General features: G+C 70.4%; 21 protein-coding genes and 1 tRNA gene. 13 read left to right on the top strand and 9 right to left on the bottom strand.

The window, feature by feature from the left end; all coding sequences use genetic code 11:
• Positions 1-92: 92 nt before the first annotated feature.
• Positions 93-572: a response regulator gene (locus AY578_RS22650; RefSeq protein WP_189904735.1), complete on the bottom strand. Its 480-nt coding sequence runs from the start codon at positions 570-572 to the stop codon at positions 93-95.
• A gap of 135 nt (positions 573-707) precedes the next feature.
• Between AY578_RS22650 and AY578_RS22645 the strand changes: the two genes are divergently transcribed.
• A tRNA-Arg gene (locus tag AY578_RS22645) sits at positions 708-779 on the top strand.
• Positions 780-1,262: 483 nt separating this feature from the next.
• On the opposite strand, the gene AY578_RS22640 is transcribed toward AY578_RS22645, so the two are convergent.
• From AY578_RS22640 to AY578_RS22630, 3 genes are all read right to left on the bottom strand, one after another.
• On the bottom strand, positions 1,263-1,829 hold the full coding sequence (locus tag AY578_RS22640) for a PIN domain-containing protein (protein ID WP_136238839.1): 567 nt from the start codon (positions 1,827-1,829) through the stop codon (positions 1,263-1,265).
• Between the two features lies 1 nt (position 1,830).
• Positions 1,831-2,295, bottom strand: coding sequence for a helix-turn-helix domain-containing protein (locus AY578_RS22635; RefSeq protein WP_028959284.1), 465 nt, complete (start codon positions 2,293-2,295; stop codon positions 1,831-1,833).
• A gap of 297 nt (positions 2,296-2,592) precedes the next feature.
• Entirely contained in the window at positions 2,593-2,859 is a 267-nt protein-coding gene (locus AY578_RS22630; RefSeq protein ID WP_202503145.1) for a ScoMcrA-related endonuclease, read from the bottom strand.
• 69 nt (positions 2,860-2,928) lie between these two features.
• On the opposite strand from AY578_RS22630, the gene AY578_RS22625 reads away from it, so the two are divergent.
• Complete coding sequence (locus tag AY578_RS22625; protein ID WP_136238838.1) at positions 2,929-3,594, top strand: hypothetical protein; 666 nt, start codon at positions 2,929-2,931, stop codon at positions 3,592-3,594.
• 87 nt (positions 3,595-3,681) lie between these two features.
• On the opposite strand, the gene AY578_RS22620 is transcribed toward AY578_RS22625, so the two are convergent.
• Positions 3,682-4,095, bottom strand: a complete 414-nt coding sequence (locus AY578_RS22620) for an ATP-binding protein (RefSeq protein ID WP_258904974.1) — start codon at positions 4,093-4,095, stop codon at positions 3,682-3,684.
• Positions 4,096-4,349: 254 nt separating this feature from the next.
• Between AY578_RS22620 and AY578_RS22615 the strand changes: the two genes are divergently transcribed.
• The 8 genes from AY578_RS22615 to AY578_RS22580 all read left to right on the top strand — a co-directional run bounded on the left by AY578_RS22615 (position 4,350) and on the right by AY578_RS22580 (position 11,859).
• Positions 4,350-5,201: a helix-turn-helix domain-containing protein gene (locus tag AY578_RS22615; protein ID WP_136238836.1), complete on the top strand. Its 852-nt coding sequence runs from the start codon at positions 4,350-4,352 to the stop codon at positions 5,199-5,201.
• An 11-nt stretch (positions 5,202-5,212) separates the two neighbouring features.
• Positions 5,213-5,404 carry a hypothetical protein gene (locus AY578_RS22610; RefSeq protein WP_058916952.1) on the top strand — a complete coding sequence of 64 codons (192 nt, stop codon included), beginning with the start codon at positions 5,213-5,215 and terminating at the stop codon, positions 5,402-5,404.
• A 484-nt stretch (positions 5,405-5,888) separates the two neighbouring features.
• Positions 5,889-7,244: a sugar ABC transporter substrate-binding protein gene (locus AY578_RS22605; protein WP_240801067.1), complete on the top strand. Its 1,356-nt coding sequence runs from the start codon at positions 5,889-5,891 to the stop codon at positions 7,242-7,244.
• Entirely contained in the window at positions 7,244-8,185 is a 942-nt protein-coding gene (locus AY578_RS22600) for a carbohydrate ABC transporter permease (RefSeq protein WP_136238835.1), read from the top strand. The genes AY578_RS22605 and AY578_RS22600 overlap by 1 nt, the downstream gene beginning before the upstream one ends.
• A complete protein-coding gene (locus AY578_RS22595; protein ID WP_136238834.1) occupies positions 8,182-9,042 on the top strand; it encodes a carbohydrate ABC transporter permease in 861 nt (286 codons plus the stop codon). The genes AY578_RS22600 and AY578_RS22595 overlap by 4 nt, the downstream gene beginning before the upstream one ends.
• A gap of 173 nt (positions 9,043-9,215) precedes the next feature.
• Complete coding sequence (locus AY578_RS22590) at positions 9,216-10,043, top strand: CPBP family intramembrane glutamic endopeptidase (protein WP_136238833.1); 828 nt, start codon at positions 9,216-9,218, stop codon at positions 10,041-10,043.
• Positions 10,040-11,197 (top strand): sensor histidine kinase, encoded by a 1,158-nt coding sequence (locus AY578_RS22585; RefSeq protein WP_136238832.1) that lies wholly within the window; start codon positions 10,040-10,042, stop codon positions 11,195-11,197. Before AY578_RS22590 ends, AY578_RS22585 begins: the two co-directional genes overlap by 4 nt.
• The gene (locus AY578_RS22580; RefSeq protein WP_136238831.1) at positions 11,194-11,859 is read left to right on the top strand and encodes a response regulator; all 666 of its coding nucleotides are present in this window, start codon (positions 11,194-11,196) and stop codon (positions 11,857-11,859) included. The genes AY578_RS22585 and AY578_RS22580 overlap by 4 nt, the downstream gene beginning before the upstream one ends.
• Before the next feature lie 18 nt (positions 11,860-11,877).
• Here the strand turns inward: AY578_RS22580 and AY578_RS22575 are convergent, their stop codons facing one another.
• On the bottom strand, positions 11,878-12,522 hold the full coding sequence (locus AY578_RS22575; RefSeq protein WP_019522958.1) for a hypothetical protein: 645 nt from the start codon (positions 12,520-12,522) through the stop codon (positions 11,878-11,880).
• Positions 12,512-13,027, bottom strand: coding sequence for a SigE family RNA polymerase sigma factor (locus AY578_RS22570; protein ID WP_026243535.1), 516 nt, complete (start codon positions 13,025-13,027; stop codon positions 12,512-12,514). The genes AY578_RS22575 and AY578_RS22570 overlap by 11 nt, the downstream gene beginning before the upstream one ends.
• A gap of 419 nt (positions 13,028-13,446) precedes the next feature.
• Between AY578_RS22570 and AY578_RS22565 the strand changes: the two genes are divergently transcribed.
• The gene (locus tag AY578_RS22565) at positions 13,447-15,219 is read left to right on the top strand and encodes a beta-ketoacyl-[acyl-carrier-protein] synthase family protein (protein ID WP_258904955.1); all 1,773 of its coding nucleotides are present in this window, start codon (positions 13,447-13,449) and stop codon (positions 15,217-15,219) included.
• Between the two features lie 593 nt (positions 15,220-15,812).
• On the opposite strand, the gene ku is transcribed toward AY578_RS22565, so the two are convergent.
• On the bottom strand, positions 15,813-16,817 hold the full coding sequence (gene ku, locus AY578_RS22560) for a non-homologous end joining protein Ku (protein ID WP_442480567.1): 1,005 nt from the start codon (positions 16,815-16,817) through the stop codon (positions 15,813-15,815).
• A 73-nt stretch (positions 16,818-16,890) separates the two neighbouring features.
• On the opposite strand from ku, the gene ligD reads away from it, so the two are divergent.
• Positions 16,891-17,772: a non-homologous end-joining DNA ligase gene (ligD, locus tag AY578_RS22555; protein WP_028959295.1), complete on the top strand. Its 882-nt coding sequence runs from the start codon at positions 16,891-16,893 to the stop codon at positions 17,770-17,772.
• A gap of 38 nt (positions 17,773-17,810) precedes the next feature.
• On the opposite strand, the gene AY578_RS22550 is transcribed toward ligD, so the two are convergent.
• The gene (locus tag AY578_RS22550; protein ID WP_136238827.1) at positions 17,811-18,614 is read right to left on the bottom strand and encodes an NERD domain-containing protein; all 804 of its coding nucleotides are present in this window, start codon (positions 18,612-18,614) and stop codon (positions 17,811-17,813) included.
• A gap of 99 nt (positions 18,615-18,713) precedes the next feature.
• Between AY578_RS22550 and AY578_RS22545 the strand changes: the two genes are divergently transcribed.
• Positions 18,714-19,220 (top strand): protein-tyrosine phosphatase family protein, encoded by a 507-nt coding sequence (locus tag AY578_RS22545; protein WP_026243533.1) that lies wholly within the window; start codon positions 18,714-18,716, stop codon positions 19,218-19,220.
• The last annotated feature ends 74 nt before the right edge of the window (positions 19,221-19,294 follow it).

Genomic DNA, 19,294 nt, shown 5'->3' with positions numbered 1-19,294 from the left:
CGTAGGCGAGGAGGGGGGTGGGTATGCGAACGGGTTTGGGGGGTGTCCCGGGATGTGGACGGGGGTGGACGTGCGCGGACGGGGTTGGACGGCTAGGCGTGCCCGGCGGCGGCCTCGGTGTCCCCGCTCCCCCGCACCCGCCCGGCCGTGCTCGTGTCGATGAGCGACTGCACGACCCGGACGAGCTCCTGCGGATCGAAGGGCTTGGCGAGGAAGGCGTCGACGCCGACGTCGAGCCCGCTCTCGACCTCGTGCTGGGTGCAGGCGCTGACGATGACGAGGGGGATGCCGGCGGTACGGGGGTCGGAGCGCAGGCGCCCGGCGGTTCTGAGCCCGTTGAGCCGGGGCATGACGACGTCCAGGGTGATGAGGTCGGGCCGCACCTGATGCACGACTTCCAGACACTCGGCACCATCGGCCGCGGTCACCACCTCGATGCCCTCCAGCTCGAGGTTGACCCTGATCAACTGCCGGATGACCTTGTTGTCGTCCACCACAAGAACCCGGCCCGAAGTGCTCGGCACGACTCGAGAGTAGGTCGGGACCGGCCACCGCGTCCGGCGTTTCCCCACTTCCACCCCGACCGGGGTACGGGCCGCACGGGGAGCCGACCGGGGCGGACGCCGCGGGACGCGGAAAGTGGTTCATGACCACCCCGGGAGAACTGGTAGTGTTCTACCCGTCGCCGCGATCACCGCGACCGACACGCCCCCGTAGCTCAGGGGATAGAGCAACGGCCTCCGGAGCCGTGTGCGCAGGTTCGAATCCTGCCGGGGGCACCCAGCATGAGGTGCCCAAAGACCCCGTCACCAGCGGAAACGCTGAGAGCGGGGTCTTCGCGTATGTGCAGGCGTGTGCGGCCCGGAGCGGGCGTATGTCGGGGTCTGTGGACGAGGCGTGGACGGGATCTTGGAGCATCGCCGCCCACGGGAACTAGCAGCTATTGATCACAATCCTGGAGGTTGACGGCGGCTTCGACCTCGGGTCGTAGTGCCAGCAGAGGCCCTGGCGCTGCCCTGGCACAACACTCCCAACGCGCCAAGGTCGACCGCGATGCTGGGCCTGGACAGTTGCTTCAGCACCATGCAGGTTGCCGCGGCCGGCAGCGCAGCGCCTGAAGCCGCATCGCCTGCGAGCCGGCGGAGAGCCTTGACGGACAGGGGCGCGCAAGAACCGGCAGCGGCGATAGATTCCACGGCAAAGCACTCGACCCGGACCCACCTACACAATGACCGAGCGCTTTGCTCCCACCACACGGGCTGCTAGCTCACGGCTCCCGGCCCGAGGCGTAGCGCAGCCACGGACTCGGTGAGACCTGATCTATCCAGCTGTCCCAACACGTCCTCAAAGGTCTGCGGCGGACGACGTCGAGAAGTAGCAATCTCCTGGACACAGGCGTACACGACACGGTCGTCCAGCCCTATGAGGTCCATTATGAACTCATCGGCATTCTTCCGTTCAATGCCCCAATTATTGAGGTAGTCCGGCGGAAAATCCTTGCGATTATTAGTGACGATCACCTGCGCGCCAGCTTGGATTGCCGCAGCCAACACGTGACGATCATCCGGGTCGGGAAGCTTGAGCCCCTCCATGAGGGGCTCAAAGCCCGTAACCAGACAGTCGCGGATGGCCTCGTTCATGAGAGCCCTCCGGCGCTGTAGCTTTGCTGGAGAAATGCCGTAGTCCTGTGCGATGTTCCGGTCGACCTCGTCGAGGATCATGTCGGACCATCTGGCCCGCACAAAACCACTCAAGCTGACACGGATCAGCAGATCACGCAGCGTGTTCGGGTACAGGACACACGCGTCGTAGATCACGACGAATGCCATGTCAGAGTAGCCCCAGCTCCTGGTCCAGCTCCATCAGTTCGTCGGCTGCTTCCTTGCGCCTCACGTCGTCTTCGCGCAGGTACTGGCGCAGGTCTGCAAAGCGAATGCGACGGTGACGCCCCACGAGCTTGTAAGGGATCTCGCCCGACTCCAGGAGACCGATCAAGTACGGACGGGATACGTTCAGCATGTCGGCAGCCTGCTGAGTCGTTAGTACCGCATCGACAGGCATGATCTGCACGCCCTGCCCGTTGGCGAGGGCAGCCAGCATCGATGCGAACATCTCTGCGACCGGTCGCGGCAGCACGAGAGCTTCGCCGGTTGCGCCTGTCTCCAGGTGAACCCGGATGTCCTCGTCACTGTGAGCTGTACGCGAAAGGTAGTCGTTGATGCGCCGTAGTGCCCGCTGCGCGTCGCGCGCATCGACCACACCCGGTTCAATCTTCCTGCCCGTGGCAGCACCCATAGCGTCCCTCCACTGTCGTAGTCGCATTATTCGCAATAGACGAAGCAAACGCAAGTCGATCCGAGGTAACGATCCCGGATTGGCCTGAAGCTCACTCGGGCAGTTGACCTCTTACCCCGGCATGGCACGAAGTGGCAGGTCATGATAGGCATCGTCACCGTCGCACCGACCCTCACGAGCAGGCCAGTACGCGCCGCAGCCGCTGTCGGCGGTAGGCGCCAGCTTGGCTTGGGAGAGTCGCCCTTCGGCGACCTGCCCCTGGACATTGGTCGAGCGTGTGTTGGGTGCTTGAGCGGCTCAGTTCGCTCTTTCCGGAGGAAGCACCAACGGCAGGTAGGCCACCAAATGATGGAGGCCCCAGGCACATGCCTGAGTCACACCCGTGGCATACCCATGGGCGACGCCCGCGATGGCCTTCGAGTCGTAGCGGGACCCGTCCAACACCAACTCGTACGACCTGGCTCGCCCGAAGCCGTACGTCCGGAGGAACGCATCCCGGCCCAGGCGGCGGAACTCCTCGGTCGCCGCGATGACGTGGTCGTACCTGATGTCGTCAAGTCCCATGAGGCGCAGGCTAGTCGGACAGTAGTACTAAGGCCGTGGCGTGTCAGGTTCGTGCGCTTGGATGGGTGGGTGAACGTTCATGACGTGGCTCGATGCCTGCCTGCGGTAGCAGTCCTCCGGGAGCACTGTCGTTCCTTGGGCATCCTGGACGCCGTCTTGAGCCCTGAGTGGGAGAGTCGCCGCCACTCCTTCGACGCTCGTTGGTCCGGGACGGAGTCCATGGCCTCCATGCGGAACGGATCGGGGGACGAGTACTCGATCGTCTTCTCGGACGCCGGCGCCTACGTACGAGGGTTCGATCACGAGTCGCCTATGAGCCCCTACGCCGGGGACGGGCCATGGCCCGGTGTGGTCGACGAGGTTCCTGAGGTCTTTGGGGCCTGCGTCGAGGAGCCGGCGTTCGCTGACGAGGACGGGATGCCTGTCGTCACCGCCTGTGTGTGGCGACGGGCGGGTGACGACCGTTGGCAGGCGGGGACCATCGAATTCCCCGAGGACGCGACCGAGGATCCGGACGGTGCTGCGCACCTCTTCCAGTTGTTGGTGGATCGGTCCCCGGAAGCCTTTCAGCGGTGGGCCGAGGACTACTGCGAAATCCCGGTTGACCTGGCGGCCGTTCGTCACGTCTTCTCCTCCCGCCCGCTGACCGAAGAGGTCGTCCGCTCGTTGAACTCGGACATCGGCATGGCCGATCTTTCGGGGGACATCGCGGAGATCGGGTATCCGACGCGCTGAGGTTTCGCAGCAGTTGAGTGGGGCGGTCGGCCTGACGGTGCCCTGAGGGCTCCGCGTCAGGCCGATTTTGTCCGTCGCTGCGAATCGTCAGCCGCCTTGGCGGTACGCGAGGCCCGCTACCACCGATGTGCCCCGGGTGGGGCGGGGGCGGACGGTCCAGGCGGTGGCGATGTGGTCGACGAGGAGCAGGCCGCGGCCGCTTTCCGCTTCCGCGCCCGGGTGTGCCAGCGCCGGCTTGCCCATACCCGGGTCGGAGACAGCTAGCCAGTAGTGGCCGTCCGCCGACCACAGGACGAGTTCGATCAGGTCATCGTCCCTGCCGTCCGCTCCGTGGCGGATCGCGTTCGTGACCAGTTCGGAGGTCAGGAGCCCGAGGTCGTCGCCCAGGTTCGGGCGGAGTGCGGGTGGTAGGGACTCCGTCACTGCATGGCGGGCCCGTCGTACGGACTTGGGGTGGGCGGGGAGATGCCAGTGGAGGGGTACCAGGGGGATCTCGGGCACGGCGAACTCCATTCGGGCGTGGAGGGGTTGGGATCGCCGGTGGCCTGCCGCCCTGGTCGCGGACACACCCGTCCCAGGGCAGGCGGGCGCGTCCACGCGGTGCACTTCCGGCATCGCGTTGTGTAACTTGCGCAATACTGACGGTAGAGCAGCAGGGGTCATATTTGCCATGCGGTCCGGAACAATGGCCTCGATGTGGTGCAACTGTGCTTATAGGACTGATCCGGACGCCACTCCGTACGGAAGGAAACGTCATGCCCCCGAGGACGGTTCTCACACAGCGTCAGAAGCGTCTGGGCAGTGAACTGCGCAGGATGCGCACCGCGGCCGGCATGTCCGCGGAGTACGCCGCCGGGCTCCTGGGTGTCGACCGGAGCCGCATCTCCAACATGGAGTCCGGACAGCGCGGCATCAACGCCGAACGGCTGCGCAAGCTGGCCTGCAACTGTGACTGCACCGACGAGGCGTACGTCGAGGCCCTCGTCGAGATGGCAGAGCCGAGTCAGACGGGGTGGTGGGAGCGTTATCGGGGCAGCCTGCCTCAGGGTTTACTGGACATCTCGGAGACCGAGGCGTACGCGGTACGCCTGCGGGGTGCGAACACCGTCCATGTGCCCGGGCTGTTGCAGACGCCTGAGCACGCGATGGCCATCTTCCGCGCCGTCGTGCCGCAGCTTCCCGAGCATGAGGTCGCTCTCCGGCTGGCCCACCGTACGGAGCGCCAGAGCGTGATCACCCGCGACGATCCGGTCCCGTATGTGGCCGTCATCCATGAAGCGGCGCTTCGGATGCAGTTCGGTGGGCGGGACGTTGCCCGAGGACAGTTGAAGTACCTGCTGGAAGTGTCGGAATGGGATCACGTCACCGTGCTTGTGATTCCCTTCGACCACGGCGCCTTCCCTGGGGCGGGACAGACCGTCGTCTACGCCGAAGGGCCTGTGCGGCAGCTCGATACCGTGCAGATCGACAACTCCCACGGGCCGGATTTCCTGTACGCGGAGGGCCAGCTCGCGAAATACCGTGCACAGCTGGACCTGTTGGAAGGTCTGGCACTGTCACCGGAACGATCACGCGACTTCATCCGCGAGATCGCTCATCACCTATGAGGAGTGACCACATGGCTGACATCACCTGGGAAGCCCCGTTCTGCGGGGAGGGCAGCTCCTGCTTCCGGCTCGGTACCGATGCCGACGGCAACGGGTACATAGCCGTCGTCGGTCAGGAGGAGCGCCCCCTCACCGACTCCATCGAGGCCCTGCGCACCCTCATCACCGACATCAAGGCCGGGAAGGCCGACCACCTCTTGTAGGCCGTCGTTCAGCGGGCCGCCCGTTCCCGGTCCCGCAGCCTGGCCGTGGCCGACCTCCTGCGGGGTCACACACGCATCTCCCTGAGCAGGCCGCCGTCCTCGTCGTACAGCTCCAGCGTGTACGTCCCCGCGCCGCAGCGGGTGAGGACGGTGGCCAGGTCGTCGAAGCGGTGGGCACCCCTGTTCAGGGGATCTTCACCGCGCCTCCTCCCTCGTCCTGCACTCCCCCAGCCCCTCCGCCGCCGGTTCGGCAGCGTGAACCTTGGCGCATTCCTGGACGTGGTTCTGATTGGCCGAGAGGGCTTCATCATGCCCTCCCTTGCCGCACCCCCGCCCCCATCTCTGCAACAACCGCGCCCCTTGGGACCATTGAGGCACCCACTCCATCGTTCATGTATGTAAATACTGTTCATTCTATTGATTCGGCACAACCTCTCTGCATAGAGTCCCGCCACCTCGCCCGTACGGATGGACGGAGCCTCCCGTGTCGAAGCAACTCCGCAAGCCAGTACGAACGCGGCGGCTCGGTGCTGTCGGCGCCCTCGTCGTCGCAGCCGTCGTGACCGCCGCCGGGTGTTCCTCCGGGTCGTCCGGGGCGGAGCAGGACGAGTCGCAGCCGTTGGAGGTGTGGATCCGGCAGGACGCCGGGAGTCCTGCCGCGGAGTCCGCCGAGGCGCTCACCAAGGCGTTCTCCGAGAAGAGCGGCATCAAGGCGAAGCTCGTCGCCGTCGGCGTCAACGACTTCGAGACCAAGCTCCAGCAGCGCACCGCGCAGAAGGACCTCCCCGACATCGTCATCAACGACACCGGCCAGCTCGGCAATCTCGTGACCCAGGGGCTCGTGCGGGAGGTGGACCGGGAGGGCGTCGCCGGGAGCGGCGACATCGCCGACCGCGCCTGGGAGGCCGCTCAGGGGTACGACGGGAAGTACTACGGCGTGCCCTTCAATTCGCAAGCCTTCGCCCTGCTCATACGCAAGGACTGGCGGGAGAGAGTCAACGCCCAGTTGCCCTCCTCCTGGGACGAACTCATCCAGCTCGCCGTCACGTTCACCAACAACGACCCCGACGGCAACGGCAAGAACGACACCGCCGGCATGGTCGTCCCCGGCAGCACCACTCGCGGCTATCTGACCTGGTGGTTCTCCACCATGCTCTGGTCCGAGGGCGGCGACTTCGTCAAGAAGCAGGGGGACGGGTACGCCGCCGCCGTCGACGATCCCGCCTCCGTCAAGGCCGTCGAGAAGCTCCAGGCCATGTTCTGCGACTCCAAGATCGTGCAGCCCGGCGCCAGCACCGCCGACTCCGCCACCACCCACACCGTCTTCGAGAGCGGCAAGGGCGGTATCTACCTCACCGGGCCCTACATGCTGCCCCGCTTCGACGGGTCGCTCGGCAAGGACAAGTACGAGGTCGTCGCCGCCCCGCCCGGCGCCGGCGGCGAGGCGGCCGCCCTCGCAGAGGGGGAGAACGTCTATCTGATGGCCGGGGCCGGCAACGAGAAGGGGCAGCAGGCGTTCGCCGAGTTCGCCGCCTCCCCCGCCGGGCAGAAGATCGGCCTCGGGCTCGACAACGGCGGCATCATCGTCCGGCTGCCGGTGAACACCACCGTGGACGGCGCCGCCGAGCGCGAGGACCCCCGCTGGGGCGTCTTCCAGAAGGTGTACGACGAGCACGGCCGCAACGCGCCCGCCCTGCCCAACTGGGCGACCGTCCGGCAGATCTCGTCCGAGGGGCTGAACGGCGTGGTCTCCGAGTGCTCCCGTGACGTCGCCGGCGCGATGGGCGAGCTCGCCGACGAGATCGACGCGGAGCTCGAGAAGCAGGGGGCCAAGGGCTGATGGCGGTGACCGAGGCGCGGGCGGCGTCGCGGAAGGCGCAGGCGCGGCGCCCGGCCCGTCCGGCGGCCCCGGTGCGGTCGCGGCTGCGGCGGGGCGCGACGCCGTGGCTGTTCCTCGCGCCGGCGCTGCTGCTGTTCCTGTACTTCAAGTTCATCCCCATGGCGCAGGCCGTGCGGATGAGCTTCCAGGAGGTGCGGCCGTTCCTCGGCAACACCTATGTCGGGGGCGATAACTACGCGGAGATCGCCGGGAGTTCCGACTTCGGTGCCGCCGTATGGCACACGGTGGTTCTGGCGGTGGCGACGACGGCCGGGTCGATCCTGCTGGGGCTCGCGCTGGCGCTGCTGCTGGAGGGGCAGACCCGCTCGCTGTGGTTCATCCGGTCGGCGATCTTCCTGCCGGTGGTCACGGCCATGGCGGTGGTCGCCGAGGTGTGGCGGGTCATGTACTACCCGGCCGAGGGCGGCGCGCTGAACTCCGTGCTCGGCGTGCTCGGACTGGGGCCCAGCGAGTTCCTCAACTCCCCCGACAGCTCCCTCGCCTCCATCGCCTTCGTCGGCATCTGGCGCGGCGCCCCGTACGACATGATGATCTTCCTCGCCGGGCTGGCGGGGGTGGACCGGGTGCTCTACGAGGCGTCCGCCGTCGACGGCGCCTCGCGGTGGCGGCGGATCTGGCACGTCACCCTGCCGGGTCTGCGGCCCGTGTTCGCCATTCTGCTCACGCTCGCGGCGATCCGCGGTCTGCGCATCTTCACCGAGGTGTTCCTGCTGACCAACGGCGGGCCCGACGGCTCCACCGAGGTGCTGCTGACCTTGACGTACAAACTCGGCCTCGAACGCAACGAGTTGGGTGTCGCGGCGGCCGGGACCGTGCTGCTGTTCCTGGTGCTGCTGGTGCTGACCGTGGCCTCGCGGCTGCGCCGGAGGGAGGTCCGATGAGGAACGAGACGGCGCTCGGACTGGCGGAGGCTCAGGGGCCGTGGGCGCGTGTGCTGCGGTTCGTGCTGTACGCCGCCCTCTTCATGGTGTTCGCGGGGCCGCTGCTCGCGCTGATGGTCGGCGCGTTCACCCCGACCGTGGACCCCACGCAGTTCACCCTGTGGCCCGACCGGCTGTCCCTGGACAACCTGGAGCGGGCGGTCGACCGCAACGTACTCGACTACCTGCTCAACTCCTTCCTCGTCGTGGGCGGCGGGCTGGCGCTCCAGGTGCTGGTCAGCGTGTTCGCCGGGTACGCCCTCGCCCGCAAGCGGTTCCGGGGGTCGGCGGTGGTGCTGGTGCTGATCCTGGCGACGATGATGCTGCCCGAGGAGGTCCTGGCCGTCCCGCTGTCGGTACTGCTCGCGGACCTGCCGCTGCTCCACGTCAGCGTGGTCGGCTCGCTCGTCGGGATGATCGTGCCGGTCGCCGCCTGGGGGTTCTCCATCCTGGTGATGACCGAGTTCATGAAGGAGATCCCGAAGGAGCTGGAGGAGTCGGCGCGGCTGGACGGCGCGGGCGAGTTCCGGGTGTTCTGGCAGGTCGTGCTGCCGCTGTGCCGGCCCGCGCTGGGTGTCATCGGCATCTTCGGCTTCACGATGATCTGGGACCAGTACATGCTGCCGCTGCTGGTCGCCACCGACCCCGCCCAGTACACCCTCCCGCTCGCGCTGCGCTCCCTGCGCTCCGACGACCAGGTGGGCATCGGCGTGCTGCTGGTGGGCGCGTTCCTCGCGATGCTGCCGTCGGTGCTGGCGTTCCTCGCGCTGCAACGGTCCTTCATCCGGGGGCTCACCTCCGGTGCCGTGAAGGGCTAGCCACCACGGCAGACCCTCCTCACGGGGGACGGCGGACGCCCTGTCCCCCGTGGGAGCTACGCGAGGGTGTCCTCTCGCTGGTGACGCTTCCCGCGGCGCGTCTCCGTAGCGTCTGGGGGGTCGGAGCGGCGGTCCGTTCGCCGCCGCGTTCCCCCTGGTCGAGGAGTGAAGTCGTGCGCGTGGTCTGGCAGTTGCTGGCCGTGGTGGTGGTGTCCCTGGTCGGGGGACAGAGTGTGGCCGCGGTCCAGGACAATCCGTGGGCCACGCTCGGCCTGGGTCTGGTGACGGCGGTGCTGGCCGTGTACGTCTACGCCTGGGTGGTGGGGCGGACGGAGAAGCGGCCGGTCGCGGAGGTGGGCCGGCGGGGCGCCATCGGCGCGGTCGTCCGGGGTGTGGTGCTCGGGACGCTGGTGTTCGCGTCCGTGGTCGCGAATATCGCCTTCCTCGGGCACTACGAGGTGGACGGCTGGGGGTCGTACACCGGCGCGGTGGGTCTCGCCGGGTTCATGGCGGGCGCCTCCGTCACGGAGGAACTCCTGTTCCGCGGCGTATTGTTCAGGACCATGGAGGAGCGGTTCGGTACGTGGGGGGCGCTGATCCCGACCAGTGTGCTGTTCGGCGCGTGGCATCTGCTGAACCCGGACGCAAGCCTGTGGGGGGCCACCGTGATCGCGCTGTCGGCGGGCCCGATGCTGGCCGCCGCCTACGTCGCCACCCGCAGCCTGTGGCTGCCGATCGGCCTGCACTTCGGGTGGAACTTCGCCGCGTCCGGCATCTTCAGCACCGAGGTCTCCGGCAACGACACCCAGCAGGGTCTGCTGGACGCGTCCACCTCCGGTCCGACGCTGATCAGCGGCGGTGAGTTCGGTCCCGAGGCGAGCCTGTACACGCTGGTGTTCTGGGCGCTGGTGACCGTCGGCCTCCTGTGGCTGGCCCGGCGGCGCGGCCAGCTGACGCCCCGCCGTTCGAAGCGGGCCGACGCGGTCGCGCTCGTCCCGTGAACCGTCTGCACGGGCTGCGGCAGGTCTGGGGCCGACTGCACGTCACGGCCCGGGACCTGCCGTTCGCCGTGCTGCTGTGCTGTCTGGCGTTCGTGCCGAGCCTTCGTGGCAGCGGCACGGACCTCGGCGCGATGGCGGAGCGCCCGTACGACACCCTGGCCGTCGCCGCCATCGGCCTGCAGTCCCTCGCGCTCGCGCTGCGGCGGCAGTGGCCGGCCGTCTGCCTGTCCCTGGTGGCGGCCGGTTTCGTGCTGGACCAGCTGCGCGGCTACCACACGGTCGCGGGTACGGCGCTGCCGCTGGCGCTGCTGAGCACGGGCGCGCATCTGGAGCGGTACCGGCGCACCACCGTCGCCGTGGGCTCCCTCGCCTACGTGCTGTTCGTCGCCGAGCTGGTGCGGCGCGGGACGGAGGAGCCGGCGGCCGAGCTGGTGTCGTTCTATGTGGCGATGTGCCTCCTGTGGGGCGGCGGGGCGTGGCTGCGCTCGACGCGGATCGCCGAGGCGGAGCGGCGTCACCAGGTGGCGGAGCGGACGCGGGCGGCCGAACGGGCACGGATCGCGCGGGAGTTGCACGACGTGGTGACCCACCATGTGACCGCGATGGTGGTGCAGGCGGAGGCCGCGCGCTATCTGAAGGCCGCGCCGGAACGGCTCGACGAGGCGCTGACCGCGGTCACCGACACCGGCCGGCGTGCCGTGGCCGATCTGCGGCACCTTCTGGACCTGCTCAATCCCGACCACGGCGAGGGCTCCCGGACCCCGCCGGTGGGCCGGCTGCTGACGCTGGTGGAGCAGACGCGTCGGGCCGGGCAGCCGGTGGAGTTCACCGAGAAGGGCACCCCGGCCGCGGCGACGGGGAGCGCGGACCTGGTGGCGTACCGGGTGGTGCAGGAGGCCCTCACCAACGCCCTCAAGTACGCTCACGGACAAGCTACTTCGGTTCTGGTGCAGCACAGCGAGAGGGACATCACGGTGGAGGTCGGCACGGACGGTCCCGGAACGCGTCCCGCGGCCTCGCCGGGCGGCAGCGGGCGGGGGCTGGCCGGTCTCCGGGAGCGGGTGGACGTCCTCGGCGGCGAGTTCGAGGCGGGGCCGCGTCCCGGCGGCGGGTTCACCGTGCGGGCGCGGATACCCACCGGGAGCCGGTCGTGAGCAGCGGGCCCATACGGGTGGTGGTCTGTGACGACCAGACCCTCGTCCGCACCGGGCTGGTGACGATCATCGACGCCCAGCCCGACATGGAGGTCGCCGGCGCGTGCGGGGACGGGCGCGCCGCCGTCGACCTCGCGGAGAAGGTACGGCCGGACGTCGTGGTGATGGACGTGCGGATGCCGGTGCTCGACGGCATCGAGGCGACCAGGCTGCTGGCCGGCTCCGGGGTCCAGGACCCCGTGAAGGTGCTCGTGGTGACGACGTTCAACCTCGACGAGTACGTCTACGAGGCCCTGCGCGCGGGCGCGAGCGGCTTCCTCCTCAAGGACGCCCCGCCGGACCGGCTGCTGCACGGCATCCGGACGGTGGCCTCGGGCGCGGCGCTGCTCGACCCGGAGGTGACCCGGCAGCTCGTGGGCCGGTACGCGTCCCGGATCCGGCCCTCCGAGGACGGCGGCGACCGGCAGATCCCGCTCACCCCGCGTGAGCTGGAGGTGCTGCGGCTCATCGCGGACGGGCTGTCCAACAGCGAGATCGCGGCGGCGCTGGTGATCAGCCAGGAGACGGTCAAGACGTTCGTGTCCCGCATCCTCTCCAAGCTGCACCTGCGGGACCGGGTGCAGGCGGTCGTCTACGCGTACCGGCGCGGGCTGGTCAACTGACGGCCGCACGAACGGACTTCACCGTTCGGCCAGCTCGATCTGGTCGCCGTCGCGCAGCCGGTCGTGCAGCCACTCGGCGTCCCGCGCGCTGAGACCCACCCAGCCGGTGGTGCCGGACAGGGAGCGCAGCACCTTGGCGTCGAAGGAGAGGGCGCCCGCGTACACGGGTTTGCCGCCGGGGGCGCGCAGTTCGACGAGGTACGGCACCTTGACCTGGCGCACCTCGGTCCTGCTCTTCAACGGCAGCACGGCGCCGGAAGTCCTGGCCACCACGGTGAGCCGGGTGCCGGGCGGGAAGCGGCCGGCGGCGCGCAGGTCGACCCTCAGCACGCGGTCGGCGAGGGTGAGGGTGCGCAGGTCCACGTCGAGCCGGCCGGAGGGGCGGGGCGAGGCGGACGCGGTGGGGGTCCGCACAGGCGTGGGCGAGGTGGCCGGGGTGGCGCCGGGGCGGTGCCGTTTCCCGGCGGCGGGGTCGGTGTGCAGAGCGAAGGTGACCACGGTGACCGCGCAGGCGGCCGTGGCCATGGTGCCGAGCGCGAGGGTGGCCCTGCGGCGGCGTGAACGGCGGCTGGCGCGGGCCCGGACCTCGGCGGCAGACAGGGGCGGCGGAGTCTCATGGAGTGCGGCCAACTCACGCAGGGACCCGCCGATTTCATCCGACACGGCCGCCCTCCTCCCAGGCCGGCTCCTCGGCCTCGTCCACCGCCAGATGCCGGGCCAGTGCCGCCCGCCCTCGGGACAGGCGGGCCTTGACCGTGCCGACCGGCGCGCCGGTCTCGGAGGCTACCTGCTCGACACTGAGGTCGCACAGATGGTGCAGCACGACGGCCATCCGCTGGGATTCGGGGAGTTGACGCAGGGCGGCGACCAGGGCGGTGCGGTCGGGACCAGGCCCCGGCGTCGTCTCGGGCGGCGGGGAGTGCCGCACCAGTTCCAGCCAGCGCCTGGCGCGCCGCCAGCGGCTCACGGCCAGACGCATGGCGACGGTACGCACCCAGGCCTCCGGCGCCTCGTCGGCCATCAGCCGGTGACGCCGGTCCCAAGCACGCACGAACGCCTCCTGCACCACGTCCTGCGCCTCGCCGAGATCCCCGGTGAAGGCGAAGAGCTGGCCGGTCAGGCGGGGGAACGCGGCCGCGTAGAAAGCGTCGAACTCGTCCTCGTCCATGCCCTCCACCGCAGTCTCTGATCACCTGCGCGGCCCGCGGACCGGCCCGGCAGGTCGCGTACGTCGGAACGCGCCCCCTGGGGAAGACGCCGGAACCGGCCCCGGGGATCAGTCGGACCCCGCACCCATGGAGCCGGAACCCGGCGGGCCGGCCGCGCGGAACGTGACGCGCGCCTCGTTCCGCAGAGGCGGCGACGGCCGAGCACCCTGCCTCCGTGACGTTTTCCACAGTGCCTCTACGTTCCGGTAACTCTGCACATCCATAGGCGTCTTGGCGAATGTGTTCCGCGTCACCCACCTGGTAGACCCGGACGAATCGGACACCCCGTGAAGTGGATCGTGGCCCGTTCGCGAGTCGTACAGAACACTCGGAACCGCCCGCAGTACGACAGTTCGGACCAAAGAGAGCATGCCCCGCCATGACCCACTCCCCCGAAACTCCGGAAGTACCGATACGGCCCTACGAGGTGACCGCGGCGGAGGTCGTCCCCGGCGACCTGTTCGCGCCGACCCCAGAGGACGCGGCCGCGCGCCGCTGGCACGTCGTCACGCACACGCTTCCCGTCTCCCCCGAGGTGATCCGAGTCACGCTGCGGCCGCCGCTGGGCGGTGTGGACCACGAGGAGGACCTGCGGCGCGAGCAGACGGTGACGGTCGCCGGGCGGCGGGTCGACGCAGCCGCAGTACCGCTGGTGGAACCGGAGCCCCTGGAGGGCGTGGAGTTCCGCGACGGCGACCGGCTGACCGTCCTGCGGGCGGTGGACCCGCTGGCCGCCGAGGTGACGTACGTACGCCGCTGGGGCGCCTGGCACCGGGACACCACGGACGCCGCCGACGCCCAGGCCGCGACCGACGCGGAGGTGCGCCGCTGGGCCGCCGACGCGGGGCGCGAAGGCAAGGTCGTACGGCACGAGCCGCGTCCCGAGCGGGAAGCGCGGGCGGCCGGGCCGCGCCGTGTGGTGGTCACCGGGCTCGGCGCGGTCACCCCGCTGGGCGTGGGCACGGGTGAGCTGTGGGACGGGCTGCTCGAAGGGCGGCACGGCATACGGGAGTTGACGGACCCGGACTTCGACGGGCTGCCGGTGCGGATCGCCGGCACGGTGCCCGTGGACCCGGCCTCGCTGCTGCCCCGGCAGGCGGCGCGCCGGATGAACCGGGCCGCGCAGTTCGCGGTGCTGGCGGCGCGCGAGGCGTGGGCCGACGCGGGGTACGCCTCCGGCGGAACCCGGGAGAGCGGGCTGGACCCGGAGCGGGTCGGGGTCAGCCTCGGCGCGATCCTCGGGGACGCGTCGGTGCTGGTCGGGGGCGACCGGAAGCTGCGGGAGCGGGGACCTCGGGGTGTGTCCCCGCTCACCACACCGATGACGGTGCCGTCGCAGGCGGCGTCGCAGGTCTCGCTGGACCTGCACATCACCGGTGAGGCGCGCACCGTGACCAGCGCGTGCGCCTCCGGCACAGAGGCCATCGGGCAGGCGGTCGACCGGATCCGGTACGGGCGGGTCGACGTCGCGCTCGCCGGCGGGGCCGAGGCCGTCATCACTCCCGCGATCATGGCGTCGTTCGCGGCGATGCGGGCGCTGGCGGAGGGCGACCCGTCGGCGGGGTCGCCGTCCCGGCCCTTCGCCAAGGACCGGGACGGGTTCGTGAACGGTGAGGGGGCGGGGGTGCTGGTGCTGGAGTCGGAGGAGCATGCCCGGGCTCGGGGGGCGCGGATCTATTGCGAGGCGGCGGGATGGGGGCTGTCAGCGGACGCGTACCACGTCGCGGCGCCGGACCCGTCCGGTGACGGCATCGCGCTCGCGCTGCGGAGGGCTGTGCGGGATGCGGGGGGTGACGTGGCGGACGTCGTGCATGTGAACGCGCATGCGACCGCCACGGTGGACGGGGATCTCGCTGAGGCTCGGGCGCTGCGGGGGGTGCTGGGCGGGCGGGATGTTCCTGTGACCGCGTTGAAGGGGCACCTGGGGCATTTGCAGGGGGCTGCGGGTGGGGTGGAGGCGGTGGCGGCCGTGCTGACCTTGCACCATGGGGTGGTGCCGCCCACCGTGGGGGGTGGGGAGGTGGACGACGGGATCGATCTGGACGTCGTCCGGACGCCGCGTCCTTTGCCTCGGGGTGGCGATCTTGTGCTGAGCAACTCGTTCGGGTTCGGGGGGCACAACGCGGTGCTGGCGTTGCGGCGGGTGGGGTAGCGCGGGGTGCCTGGGGCGGCGGGGGGTGTTTGCGCGCCTCGGCGCCAACGAGGCGTTGCCCGTAGTCGGCGGCGACAACAGGCACCGGCGTTGGTGCGGGCCGGGGGGAGTCGGCGCACCTCGGCGCCAACGAGGTGCCGCCGCGCCCACCCGTGCCGCCCCAGCGGCACGACTGCCCGCAGTTGGCGAGGGTTGCGGCCGCCACCCAGGCGCGAGCCGCGGGTTGCAGGCGTGATAGCACGCCGCCGGTGTCGTCCAGCCGCTCGCGGCGGGGAGGGGACGGGGTGGGGGTGGGCGCCCGCAGCGGCTGGCGCGTCGACGCCGTTCACGTACAAACACGCACTCTCGCGCCAGACCGAGGACGACCGCCCCCACTGCGGCCCCGCACCCCCCACCGCCCGTAGGCGCTACGCCCACCCCCACCGAACCGCAACCCTGCGCCGCAGGCATCAGACCGCACCCCCCCACCAGGCGCCACAGGCTCCCGACCTCAGCCCCACCAGGCAGGACCCTAGGCCGCAGGCATCAGACCGCACCCCCACCAGGCAGGACCCTGCGCCGCAGGCATCAGACCCCGCCCACCCCCAGGCCGGTCAGGCCGAGCGTTTGCGGGACGTTGTCTTCTTCGCCGGCGTCTTCTTCGCCGCCGTCTTCTTCGCCGCCGTCTTCTTCTCCGACTGCGACGTCTTCGACGTCGACTTCCGCGGCGACGACGCCGTCTTCTTCTTCGTCGTCGACGTCGACTTCTTGCCCCCCGTCTCCTTCGGCGACGACCGGCTCGTCTTCCGCTGCGGGAGGTGCTTCACCTCCGCGTCCTCCCCCCGCGACTCCCGCGCCGCCCGCACGCTGTTCTCCAGCGCCGCCATCAGGTCCAGGACCTTGCCACCACCCGGCTCCTCAGTCGGCGCCTCCGGCGGGGTCTCGCCGGCCGCCTTCGCCGCGACGACCTCCTCCACCGCCTCCCGGTACTCGTCGTGCAGGTCCTCCAGGTCGACCTCCCCCAGCGTGTCCATCAGCGCGTCCGCGAGGTCCAGCTCCTTGTCCCGCACGGTGACGTCCGTGTCCGGCGCGACCCCCTCCGGGGAGCGCACCTCGTCCGGCCACAGCAGCCCGTGCATGGCGATCGCGTCGCCGACGACACGCAGCATGCCCAGCCGCTCCCGCCCGCGCAGGGCGTATTTCGTGATCGCGACCTTCTTGCTCCGCTTCAGCGCCTCCCGCAACAGCGTGTACGGCTTCGCCGCGGGAGCCCCGCCCGCCTGGAGGTAGTACGCGGCGTCCATCTGCAGCGGATCGATACGGTCCTCCGGCACGAAGGCGACGATCTCGATCGTCTTGGCGGTCGGGATCGGCAGCTTGGCCAGGTCCTCGTCCGTGATCGGGATGATCGTCCCGTCCGCGTCCTCGTACCCCTTGCCGATCTCCTGGCTGCTGACCTCGCGGTCCTCCAGCTCGCAGAACTTCCGGTAACGGATCCGGCCGCCGTCCGCGATGTGGATCTGGCGGAACGAGATCGAATGGTTCTCGGTGGCGTTCACCAGCTTGATCGGGATGCTGACCAGCCCGAACGAGATCGCGCCGTTCCAGATGGACCTCACGTGCAGCACCTCTCCGGTCGTCCGCCGATCGATGTCGGAGCCTTTGTCATGGTTTGCGTGAGATTCTCATCGTATGGCTCCCATCACGGAGGTGGAGGGGCGACGGCTCCCGCTCAGCAATCTGGAGAAGGTGCTGTATCCCGCCACGGGCTTCACCAAGGCGGAGGTACTGCACTACTACGCGACCGTGGCCGACGTACTGCTGCCGCATCTGCGGGAGCGGCCGGTGTCGTTCCTGCGGTATCCGGACGGCCCCGACGGGCAGGTGTTCTTCACCAAGAACGTGCCGCCCGGTACGCCCGACTGGGTCACCACCGCCGAGGTGCCGAGGTCGGAGGGGCCGGCACGGATGGTGCTGGTGGAGGATCTGCCGAGCCTGATGTGGGCGGCGAACCTGGTCGCGGAGTTCCACACCCACCAGTGGCGCATCACCGACCCGGGTCAGGCGGACCGCATCGTGTTCGACCTGGACCCGGGCCCGCCCGCGACGGTCGTGCACTGCTGCGAGGTCGCACTGTGGCTGCGGGAGCGGCTCGCCGAGGACGGGATCGAGGCGTACGCGAAGACGTCCGGGTCGAAGGGGCTGCATCTGCTGGCGGCAGTGAAGGGCTCCTCACCCGAACAGGTGTCCGAATATGCGAAGGCGCTGGCCGTGAAGGCGGAGAAGGCGATGCCCCGGCTGGTGCTGCACCAGATGAAGCGCAGCCTGCGGCCGGGGAAGGTCTTCGTCGACTGGAGCCAGAACGCGGCACGCAAGACCACGGCCGCCCCGTACACGCTGCGGGCGCGCACCGAGCCGCTGGTGTCGGCGCCGGTGACCTGGCAGGAGGTCGAGGAGTGCGAGTCGCCGGACCGGATGGCGCTGCAGGCGCCCGACATCGGCCCACGGCTGCAGGACTACGGCGACCTGCTGGCGCCTCTGCTGGACCCGGACGAGGCGGGGACGCTGCCCTGACCACCGCCCGCCCTGCAGCGACCCGTCACCCCGCCCGCTCACAACCCCGCCCACGTCCTCCGGTCCCGCGCCGCCGCGTACAGCGCCTCCACGTCCGCGGGCTTCAGTACGCCCCCGCCCCGCCCCAGCCCCGGCACATCCGCGTCCGTCAGGATCCGCACCCCGCGCGGCACGGCGGCGACCGTCACACGGCGGGCGCCGGCCAGGACCAGCACCGGGCGGACCTCGGCGGTGAGGGCGTGGGCGGCCCGGTCGGCGTCGGCGCGCACCCGGTGCAGCAGGGGCTCGGGCGGGCGCCGGCCGATGCGCACCTGGGGCTCCGCGACGGTCACCCGCTGCCGGTGGGCGGCCCGGACGTGCAGGGCATACAGGCCGCCGGGGCCGATCAGCAGATGGTGGACGCGGTGGCCGCCGGGGAGCGGCAGGGAGTGCAGGGCGTGCCAACCTGCGCCGTCCATGGCGTCGAGGGTGCCGCCGACCGTCCGCTGTGCGGCGAGCTCCGCGGGGCGCGGGTCGGGGCGGAGACGGCGGGCCGGGCCGGGGGCGCGGTCGAGGTCGACGAGCAGGGCCTCGCCGGGACGGTTCGGAGCGAGGTCGTCGTCGGGGTGGAGGGAGAGCCGCGCGAGGTCGGCGGGGGTGGGGACCGGGGGCGGACCGACGGCGACCGGGCCGGTGAGGTACGGGCCCAGGGCGGCGAGCACCTCCTCCTCGTGCTCGGCGTCGAGCAGGTTCACACGGGCCGCCTCACGGTCGTACCAGGCGATGTTCCTGCCGTCCGGGAGGCGGACGTGGAGCCAGTCCCTGCCGTGCCGGCGGGCCGGCACGACGCGTGGTCCGTCCATGCGCCATCACCCCGCCTCCATGGGAACAGGCGGGGTGCTGCGGGGGCAAGAAGCCGGTTACGGTGGACGAGAGTTGGGCGATGAGAGTGGGAGGCGCCGTTGCGTACCCGCGAGAGTCAACCCGACGTACCGGCTCCGGACAGCCCCTGGGACGAGATCGAGCCGGGTCTGTGGATGGGCGGGCACCAGGTGCGCGGGCCCGTGGGACGGGTGGAGCCGGTGGTGGTGCACCGCCAGTTCGACCTGGTGCAGACCCTGCTGCGGCTGCCGGAACACGGACCCGACCCGGGGGTGGAGCACCAGGTGTGGCCCATCCCGGACGGCCCGCTCGACGGCACCCAACTGGCCGGGGTGATCCGGCTGGCCGAGGCGGCGTGCGAGGCGCTGGACGCGGGCCGCACAGTGCTGGTCCGCTGCTTCCACGGCTACAACCGCTCGGGGCTGGTGGTCGCGCACGCCCTGATGCACAGGGGCCGTTCGGCTGAGGAGGCGATCGAAGTGATCCGGACCCGCCGGTCCTCCTGGGCGCTGCACAACGGCCTGTTCGTCGACTACTTGCGGGCGGGGCTCGTCACCGCGCGGATGCTGGAGGAACTGGCGGAGTGACGGGGAGCCGGCCGCCTCGCCTGGGGGTGTGTGACCCGGTAGGCGGAGCGCCCTCCCCGATGGCGCAGCAGGGC

This window comes from Streptomyces thermocarboxydus, from assembly GCF_024760485.1.
Taxonomy (GTDB): Bacteria; Actinomycetota; Actinomycetes; order Streptomycetales; family Streptomycetaceae; genus Streptomyces; species Streptomyces cellulosae.
The sequence above is the reverse complement of the archived record's forward strand: the minus strand, read 5'-3'. Positions and strand labels throughout refer to the sequence as shown.

Coding starts and splice junctions, on each gene's coding strand:
- AY578_RS22640 (WP_136238839.1), bottom strand. CDS start 1,829: ATGGCATTCGTCGTGATCTACGACGCGTGTGTCCTGTACCCGAACACG.
- AY578_RS22635 (WP_028959284.1), bottom strand. CDS start 2,295: ATGGGTGCTGCCACGGGCAGGAAGATTGAACCGGGTGTGGTCGATGCG.
- AY578_RS22630 (WP_202503145.1), bottom strand. CDS start 2,859: ATGGGACTTGACGACATCAGGTACGACCACGTCATCGCGGCGACCGAG.
- AY578_RS22615 (WP_136238836.1), top strand. CDS start 4,350: ATGCCCCCGAGGACGGTTCTCACACAGCGTCAGAAGCGTCTGGGCAGT.
- AY578_RS22610 (WP_058916952.1), top strand. CDS start 5,213: ATGGCTGACATCACCTGGGAAGCCCCGTTCTGCGGGGAGGGCAGCTCC.
- AY578_RS22600 (WP_136238835.1), top strand. CDS start 7,244: ATGGCGGTGACCGAGGCGCGGGCGGCGTCGCGGAAGGCGCAGGCGCGG.
- AY578_RS22595 (WP_136238834.1), top strand. CDS start 8,182: ATGAGGAACGAGACGGCGCTCGGACTGGCGGAGGCTCAGGGGCCGTGG.
- AY578_RS22570 (WP_026243535.1), bottom strand. CDS start 13,027: ATGGACGAGGACGAGTTCGACGCTTTCTACGCGGCCGCGTTCCCCCGC.
- AY578_RS22565 (WP_258904955.1), top strand. CDS start 13,447: ATGACCCACTCCCCCGAAACTCCGGAAGTACCGATACGGCCCTACGAG.
- ligD (WP_028959295.1), top strand. CDS start 16,891: ATGGCTCCCATCACGGAGGTGGAGGGGCGACGGCTCCCGCTCAGCAAT.
- AY578_RS22550 (WP_136238827.1), bottom strand. CDS start 18,614: ATGGACGGACCACGCGTCGTGCCGGCCCGCCGGCACGGCAGGGACTGG.